This is a genomic window from Streptomyces sp. CO7, from assembly GCF_053474865.1.
Genome location: NZ_JBRIOU010000003.1, coordinates 469,655 through 477,555 on the forward strand (window position 1 = coordinate 469,655; position 7,901 = coordinate 477,555).

The window sequence follows — 7,901 nt, forward strand, 5'->3', positions numbered from 1 at the left end:
TACCGCGCCCGCGCCGACGGGACGGTCGACCGCGCCCGCCGGGAGGCCAAGGCCCGCCGCGAGGAACTGGTGGGCCGCGCCCAGCAGGTCCTCGACCAGCAGCTCGCCCAGCTGAGGGCCGAGTCCGAGGTGGTCGAGCCCGCCCTGCCCCCGGCGTACGCCCGCTGGGAGAGTCCGGCGTGGCAGTCCTACCAGGCGCCGGAGGAACAGCCCCTGGCCCTGCGCCTGGGGGACGTGAGCCTCCCGGAGAGCGGCGCCCTGCGCATCCCTCTGCTGCTGCGGCTGCCGCTGGAACGCGGCCTGTGGATCGACAGCGGCGCGAGCGGCGGGGCGAGCGGTCTCCTGGTCACGCCCGAGGAGCTGCGCCGGCTCGCCCTCGACATGGCCGTCGCGCTCGCCGCCCGGCTGCTGGCGGCCCACCCGCCCGGTGAGTTCACCGTCCACGTGATCGACGCCGCCGGAGCGGGCGCCCGGGCCCTGACCCCGCTGGCGCGGGCCGGCGTGCTCGCCGAGCCCCCGTCCGTGGGCCCCGCCGCCGTCTCGGGCCTGCTCACCCGCCTGGCCGGTCACGTCGACCTGGTGCAGATGGCCGTGCGGGCCGGCGCCGCCGAGTCGCTGCCGCCCGGTACCGACCTGTCCCAGCGGCTGCTGATCGTGCACGACTTCCCGCACGCCTTCGACGACCGCGCCGTCACCGCCCTGCGCTACCTGGCCGACGAGGGACCGCGCGCCGGGGTCCACCTGCTGATGGTGGCGGACCGCGAGGACGCCGCCGGGTTCGGCGCCCTCCTCGACCCGCTGTGGCGGTCCCTGCTGCGCCTGACCCCGGTGCCCGAGGACCACCTGGCCGACCCCTGGGTCCGCCACGCCTGGACGTACGAACCGTCGCTGCCTCCCCGGAACAGCGCCACCCTGGAAGGGGTGCTGGCCCGGGTCGCCGCCGCGCGCCGCGAGTGACTCCGTGTAGTGGACATCGCGCCAAGGGAAGGTAAAGAGGCTCTTTACCTTCCCTTGGTGATTGGTGTACCTTCGAACAGACGGAGGGGAGTACTCCCTGTCTGATGCGGCGTTCCCGTCAATACGGCCCGGGCCAGAAGCCCCGGGCCCGGGGCGTCGGCCCGCGGTGCTGACCGCGGGTGGAAGAGACCTCCGGTTTCTCTCTGTGACCGGAGGTATCGGTGGAAGTTTCCTTGACCCTGTGGGTCGCCACGGTGGCCGTCCTGGCCCTGCTGATCGGCGCCGACTTCTTCATCGGCCGCAAGCCGCACGACGTGTCGGTCAAGGAGGCCGGCATCTGGACGGCCGTCTGGATCGGCCTCGCCTGTCTCTTCGGCCTCGGCCTTCTCGTCTTCGCCGGCGGCGCGCCCGCCGGTGAGTTCTTCGCGGGCTTCGTGACCGAGAAGTCGCTGAGCGTCGACAACCTGTTCGTCTTCGTCCTGATCATGGCGAAGTTCGCGGTGCCCTCGCACCTGCAGCAGCGGGTGCTCCTGATCGGTGTGTTGATCGCCCTGGTGCTGCGGGCCGTGTTCATCGCGGCGGGCGCGGCGATCATCGCCAGTTTCTCGTGGGTCTTCTACATCTTCGGCGCGTTCCTGATCTACACCGCCTGGAAGCTCATCCAAGAGGCCAGGGCCGGGAACAGCGAGGAGGAGTACGAGGAGAACCGCCTGCTCAAGGCGGCCGAGCGCCGCTTCGGCGTCGCCGACCGCTACCACGGCACCAAGCTGTGGATCCGGGAGAACGGCAAGCGCGTGATGACGCCGATGATGGTCGTCATCCTCGCCATCGGCACCACCGACGTGCTGTTCGCCCTGGACTCCATCCCCGCGATCTTCGGCCTGACCCAGGACCCGTACATCGTCTTCACCGCCAACGCCTTCGCCCTGATGGGTCTGCGGCAGCTGTACTTCCTGATCGGCGGCCTGCTCGAGAAGCTGGTCCACCTGTCGTACGGCCTCTCCGTGATCCTCGGCTTCATCGGCGTGAAGCTGGTGCTGCACGCGCTGCACGAGTCCGGGGTGCACGTCCCCGAGATCTCCATCCCGGTCTCCCTCGGCGTCATCTGCGCCGTCCTGGTGGTCACCACGATCACCAGCCTGATCGCCAACAGGAAGACCCGGGAGGCCGAGGCCAGGGCCAAGGCCGCCGAGAGCGACAGGACCGACGCCTGACCGAAGGCGCTCACCGCACGGCGGCGGCCCACGCGGGGCACCCGCGGGACTCCGCCGCCGTGCGACCGAAGACATCGACTGAGAGGATCGGCGCATGAAGGCCCTGTCTGCCCGGAAGCGACCCCCCATGTCGCTCTGGGCGGTGGCGGCGCCGGCCCTCGCGGTCGTCCTCCTGGCCTTCACCTGGGGCCGCAGCGTGCCGCCGGGGATGATCGTGCTGATGACGGCGGCCCTGGCCGCCGCCGTGCTCGCCGCGGTGCACCACGCCGAGGTGATCGCCCACCGGGTGGGCGAGCCGTTCGGCTCGCTGATCCTCGCGGTGGCGGTCACCGTCATCGAGGTCGGGCTGATCGTCATGCTGATGGCGGGAGGCGGCGAGCAGAGCACCACCCTCGCCCGGGACACCGTCTTCGCCGCCGTGATGATCACCCTCAACGGCATCACCGGCATCTGTCTGCTGGTCGCGTCGCTGCGGCACCGCACCGCCATCTTCAACCCCGAGGGAACGGGCGCCGCCCTCGCCACCGTCGCCACGCTGGCCACGCTCAGCCTGGTGCTGCCCAACTTCACCGCGAGCGCTCCCGGCCCCGAGTTCAGCGGCGCCCAGCTGGTCTTCGCCGCGGTGGCCGCGCTCGTCCTCTACGGGCTGTACGTCGCCACCCAGACGCGCCGGCACCGGGACTACTTCCTGCCGGTCACCCGGGAGGGCGGCGTCATCTCCGAGGAGGACCACGCCCAGGTGCCCTCGAACCGCAGGGCGCTGTTCAGCGTCGCCCTGCTGCTCGTGGCCCTGGCCGGCGTGGTCGGCCTCGCCAAGGGCGTGTCGCCCGCCATCGAGAGCGGCGTCGCGGCCGCCGGGATGCCGCACGCGGTCGTCGGCGTCGTCATCGCCCTGCTGGTGCTGCTGCCCGAGACCATCGCCGCGGTGCACGCCGCCCGCAGGGACCGCGTGCAGACCAGCCTCAACCTCGCCATCGGCTCCGCCATGGCCAGCATCGGCCTGACCATCCCGGCCGTCGCCGTGGCCTCGATCTGGCTGGACGGCCCGCTGCTCCTCGGGCTGGGCGCCACCCACATGGTGCTGCTCGCGCTGACCGTCCTGGTCGGCACCCTGACGATCGTCCCCGGGCGGGCCACCCCGCTCCAGGCGGGCCTGCACCTGGCCATCCTCGCCGCCTACCTGGAACTGTCCGTCATCCCCTGAACCGGCCGTGATAGACCCTTCGGAGCCGACCGCACGAGTCACCGCACCGGAGGTTCTCCATGGCCCGCACGCTCGCCGACGCCCCGATCATGATCCTCAACGGGCCCAACCTGAACCTGCTCGGGCAGCGCCAGGTGGAGATCTACGGCGCCGGCACCCTCGCCGACGTGGAGGCGATGTGCGCGAAGGCCGCGGCCGCCCACGGCGGGAGCGTCGACCTGCGGCAGTCCAACCACGAGGGCGAACTGATCGACTGGATCCACGAGGCGCGGCTCGGCCACTGCGGCATCGTGATCAATCCCGCCGCCTACTCGCACACCTCCGTCGCCCTGCTGGACGCGCTCAACACCTGCGACGGGCTCCCGGTGGTGGAGGTCCACATCTCCAACATCCACCGCCGCGAGGAGTTCCGGCACCACTCCTACGTCTCGCTGCGCGCGGACGGCGTGATCGCGGGCTGCGGGCTCCAGGGCTACGTGTTCGCCGTGGAGCGCGTCGCCGCGCTGGCCGGCGAGGGCGTCGCCGCCGCCTGACCCGTCGCGGCCCCGGACGCGGCGGAACGCGGGAGCCGCTCGGACGGCGGGGCGCCGGCCGCCGTCACCAGCCGCGGGCGCGCCACTCCTGCAGGTGCGGGCGCTCCGCGCCCAGGCTGGTGTCGGCGCCGTGGCCCGGGTAGACCCAGGTCTCGTCCGGCAGGACGTCGAACAGCTTGGTGGTCACGTCCCGGAACAGGGCCGCGAAGGCCTCGGGGTCCTTGCGGGTGTTGCCCAGGCCGCCCGGGAAGAGGCAGTCGCCGGTGAAGACGTGCGGGTGCCCGTGCGGGTCGTCGTAGACCAGCGCCACGGAGCCGGGTGTGTGGCCGACCAGGTGGCGGGCGGTGAGCCGGACGTGGCCGACGCTGATCGGGTCGCCGTCGTCGAGCAGCACGTCGGTGGGGACCGGGATGCCCTCGGCGTCCTCGCGCCCGGCGTAGGTGCGGGCGCCGGTGGCGGCCACCACCTCGGCGAGCGCCTGCCAGTGGTCGGGGTGCCGGTGGGTGGTGACGACCGAGGTGATCGAGTCGTCGCCGATGCTGCCGAGCAGGGTGTGCGCGTCGTTCGCCGCGTCGATCAGCAGCTGCTCGTCCGTGGCGCGGCAGCGCAGCAGGTACGCGTTGTTGTCCATCGGGCCGACCGCGATCTTGGTGATCATCAGGTCCCGCAGCTCGTGCACATCGGCCGGGCCGCCGACCTTCACCGCTCCCGTGTACGTCATGTTCGCAGCCTATAGCGGGACCGGGGAACACGATCGGGTGAAGCGTGGCGGGAGCACCCTGGATTCGAATGTGCGTGCTATAAGCTCGGTGGCCCACACCGGGAACGCCGGAAGCGTCCGATTTGTTGAAGAGGGCGGAAACCGGTGAAGCCACCGGTGTTGTCAGTGGGCCCCCCTACGCTGAAGAAGGACGGGGGTGTGCCCCTGTCACCTCCCCCCAAGAAAGGTGCGGAACCGGCGTGGCCGACCGTCTCATCGTCCGTGGCGCGCGCGAGCACAACCTGAAGAACGTCTCGCTCGACCTGCCGCGCGACTCGCTCATCGTCTTCTCGGGTCTGTCGGGTTCGGGCAAGTCGTCCCTCGCGTTCGACACGATCTTCGCCGAGGGCCAGCGGCGTTACGTGGAGTCGCTGTCCTCGTACGCCCGGCAGTTCCTCGGCCAGATGGACAAGCCGGACGTGGACTTCATCGAGGGTCTCTCCCCGGCGGTGTCCATCGACCAGAAGTCGACCTCGCGCAACCCGCGCTCGACGGTCGGCACCATCACGGAGGTCTACGACTACCTCCGTCTGCTCTTCGCGCGGATCGGCAAGCCGCACTGCCCGGAGTGCTCCCGCCCCATCTCCCGTCAGTCGCCGCAGGCCATCGTGGACAAGGTCCTGGAGCTGCCCGAGGGCAGCCGTTTCCAGGTGCTCTCGCCGCTGGTGCGCGAGCGCAAGGGCGAGTTCGTCGACCTCTTCGCGGACCTGCAGACCAAGGGCTACAGCCGGGCCCGGGTGGACGGCGAGACGATCCAGCTCTCCGACCCGCCGAAGCTGAAGAAGCAGGAGAAGCACACCATCGAGGTGGTCGTGGACCGCCTGACGGTGAAGGGCTCCGCCAAGCGCCGCCTCACCGACTCGGTGGAGACCGCGCTCGGCCTCTCCGGCGGCATGGTCGTGCTCGACTTCGTCGACCTCGAGGCCGACGACCCCGAGCGCGAGCGGATGTTCTCGGAGCACCTGTACTGCCCGTACGACGACCTCTCCTTCGAGGAGCTGGAGCCGCGCTCCTTCTCCTTCAACTCGCCCTTCGGCGCCTGCCCCGACTGCTCCGGCATCGGCACACGCATGGAGGTCGACCCCGAGCTGATCGTCCCGGACCCGGAGAAGACGCTCGAGGAGGGCGCCATCCACCCGTGGTCCGCGGGGCACGCCAAGGAGTACTTCGGCCGCCTGGTCGACGCGCTCGCCGACGCCCTGGGGTTCCGCACCGACATCCCCTTCGCCGGGCTGCCCGCCCGCGCCAAGAAGGCGCTGCTGCACGGCCACAAGACCCAGATCGACGTCCGCTACCGCAACCGGTACGGCCGCGAGCGCCGGTACACCACGCCGTTCGAGGGCGCGGTCCCGTTCGTCAAGCGCCGCCACGAGGACGCCGAGACGGACAACAGCCGTGAGCGCTTCGAGGGCTACATGCGCGAGGTGCCCTGCTCGACCTGTGAGGGCGCCCGGCTCAAGCCGATCGTCCTGGCGGTCACGGTGCACGGGAAGTCGATCGCGGACATCTCCTCCCTGTCGATCAGCGAGTGCGCCGACTTCCTGGCGCAGCTCAAGCTGACCGCCCGCGAGAAGAAGATCGCCGAGCGGGTCCTCAAGGAGGTCAACGAGCGGCTGCGCTTCCTCGTCGACGTCGGCCTGGACTACCTCTCGCTCAACCGCGCCGCCGGCACGCTCTCCGGAGGCGAGGCGCAGCGCATCCGCCTGGCCACCCAGATCGGCTCCGGCCTGGTCGGCGTGCTCTACGTGCTCGACGAGCCGTCCATCGGCCTCCACCAGCGGGACAACCACCGGCTGATCGAGACCCTGGTGCGGCTGCGCGACATGGGCAACACGCTGATCGTCGTGGAGCACGACGAGGACACCATGAAGGCGGCCGACTGGATCGTCGACGTCGGCCCCGGCGCCGGCGAGCACGGCGGCTCCGTGGTGCACAGCGGCTCGCTGGAGGAGCTGCTGGCCAACGCCAAGTCGGAGACGGGCCTGTACCTGTCGGGCAAGAAGGCGATCCCGGTGCCGGACGTACGGCGCCCGCTCGACCCCTCGCGGCAGCTGACGGTGCGCGGGGCCCGCGAGAACAACCTGAAGGACGTCGACGTCTCGTTCCCGCTGGGCGTCCTCACCGCCGTCACCGGCGTCTCCGGCTCCGGCAAGTCGACGCTGGTCAACGACATCCTCTACACCCACCTGGCGCGCGAGCTCAACGGCGCCCGCCGGGTGCCGGGCCGCCACACCCGGGTCGAGGGCGACGACCTGCTCGACAAGGTCGTGCACGTCGACCAGTCGCCCATCGGCCGCACCCCGCGGTCCAACCCGGCCACCTACACCGGCGTCTTCGACCACGTCCGCAAGCTGTTCGCCGAGACCACCGAGGCGAAGGTCCGCGGCTACCTGCCCGGGCGCTTCTCCTTCAACGTCAAGGGCGGCCGCTGCGAGAACTGCTCCGGCGACGGCACGATCAAGATCGAGATGAACTTCCTCCCGGACGTGTACGTCCCGTGCGAGGTGTGCCACGGGGCCCGGTACAACCGGGAGACCCTCGAGGTGCACTACAAGGGGAAGAACATCGCCGAGGTCCTGAACATGCCGATCGACGAGGCGCTGGACTTCTTCGAGGCCATCCCCGGCATCTCCCGCCACCTGCGCACCCTCAACGAGGTCGGGCTCGGCTACGTCCGCCTCGGCCAGTCGGCGACCACGCTCTCCGGCGGCGAGGCGCAGCGCGTCAAGCTCGCCACCGAGCTGCAGCGCCGCTCCAACGGGCGCACCGTCTACGTGCTCGACGAGCCGACCACCGGTCTGCACTTCGAGGACATCAGCAAGCTGCTGAAGGTGCTCTCCGGCCTGGTGGAGAAGGGCAACACCGTCATCGTCATCGAGCACAACCTCGACGTCATCAAGACGGCCGACTGGGTCGTCGACATGGGTCCCGAGGGCGGCGCCGGCGGCGGCATGGTGGTCGCCGAGGGCACGCCGGAGGAGGTGGCCGCGATCCCGGCCAGCCACACCGGCAAGTTCCTGCGCGAGATGCTCGGCGACCGGGTCAGCGACGCGAGCCCGGCGGCCAAGCCGCGCAAGAAGGCCGCCGCCCGCAAGCGCTGACGGTTTCCTCCCGCGTTCCCCGCCGCGGCCCCCGCTCCCACCCGGAGCGGGGGCCGCGGTCGTGCCGCCCGCCCGAGGGGTGGGCCGCCGCGCGGGACGAAGGCCGTCCGGCGCGAACCGGGGGAGGGACTG

At 71.2% G+C, this 7,901-nt stretch carries 5 protein-coding genes and 1 pseudogene; 5 read left to right on the forward strand and 1 reads right to left on the reverse strand.

Features of this window, described 5'->3' with window-relative positions; genetic code table 11:
- The 4 genes and pseudogenes from ACOV8S_RS12075 to aroQ all read left to right on the forward strand — a co-directional run.
- Positions 1–957 (forward strand): annotated as a pseudogene (locus ACOV8S_RS12075) (TerD family protein); the annotation flags it as partial.
- A 221-nt stretch (positions 958–1,178) separates the two neighbouring features.
- Entirely contained in the window at positions 1,179–2,171 is a 993-nt protein-coding gene (locus tag ACOV8S_RS12080) for a TerC family protein (protein ID WP_448317776.1), read from the forward strand.
- Positions 2,172–2,265: 94 nt separating this feature from the next.
- The gene (locus tag ACOV8S_RS12085; RefSeq protein WP_448317777.1) at positions 2,266–3,375 is read left to right on the forward strand and encodes a calcium:proton antiporter; all 1,110 of its coding nucleotides are present in this window, start codon (positions 2,266–2,268) and stop codon (positions 3,373–3,375) included.
- 59 nt (positions 3,376–3,434) lie between these two features.
- Positions 3,435–3,908 (forward strand): type II 3-dehydroquinate dehydratase, encoded by a 474-nt coding sequence (aroQ, locus tag ACOV8S_RS12090; RefSeq protein WP_448317778.1) that lies wholly within the window; start codon positions 3,435–3,437, stop codon positions 3,906–3,908.
- Positions 3,909–3,972: 64 nt separating this feature from the next.
- Here the strand turns inward: aroQ and ACOV8S_RS12095 are convergent, their stop codons facing one another.
- A complete protein-coding gene (locus ACOV8S_RS12095; RefSeq protein WP_448317779.1) occupies positions 3,973–4,629 on the reverse strand; it encodes an MBL fold metallo-hydrolase in 657 nt (218 codons plus the stop codon).
- A gap of 239 nt (positions 4,630–4,868) precedes the next feature.
- On the opposite strand from ACOV8S_RS12095, the gene uvrA reads away from it, so the two are divergent.
- Positions 4,869–7,769 carry an excinuclease ABC subunit UvrA gene (gene uvrA / locus ACOV8S_RS12100; RefSeq protein WP_448317780.1) on the forward strand — a complete coding sequence of 967 codons (2,901 nt, stop codon included), beginning with the start codon at positions 4,869–4,871 and terminating at the stop codon, positions 7,767–7,769.
- Positions 7,770–7,901: the final 132 nt, after the last annotated feature.

Coding starts and splice junctions, on each gene's coding strand:
- ACOV8S_RS12085 (WP_448317777.1), top strand. CDS start 2,266: ATGAAGGCCCTGTCTGCCCGGAAGCGACCCCCCATGTCGCTCTGGGCG.
- aroQ (WP_448317778.1), top strand. CDS start 3,435: ATGGCCCGCACGCTCGCCGACGCCCCGATCATGATCCTCAACGGGCCC.
- ACOV8S_RS12095 (WP_448317779.1), bottom strand. CDS start 4,629: ATGACGTACACGGGAGCGGTGAAGGTCGGCGGCCCGGCCGATGTGCAC.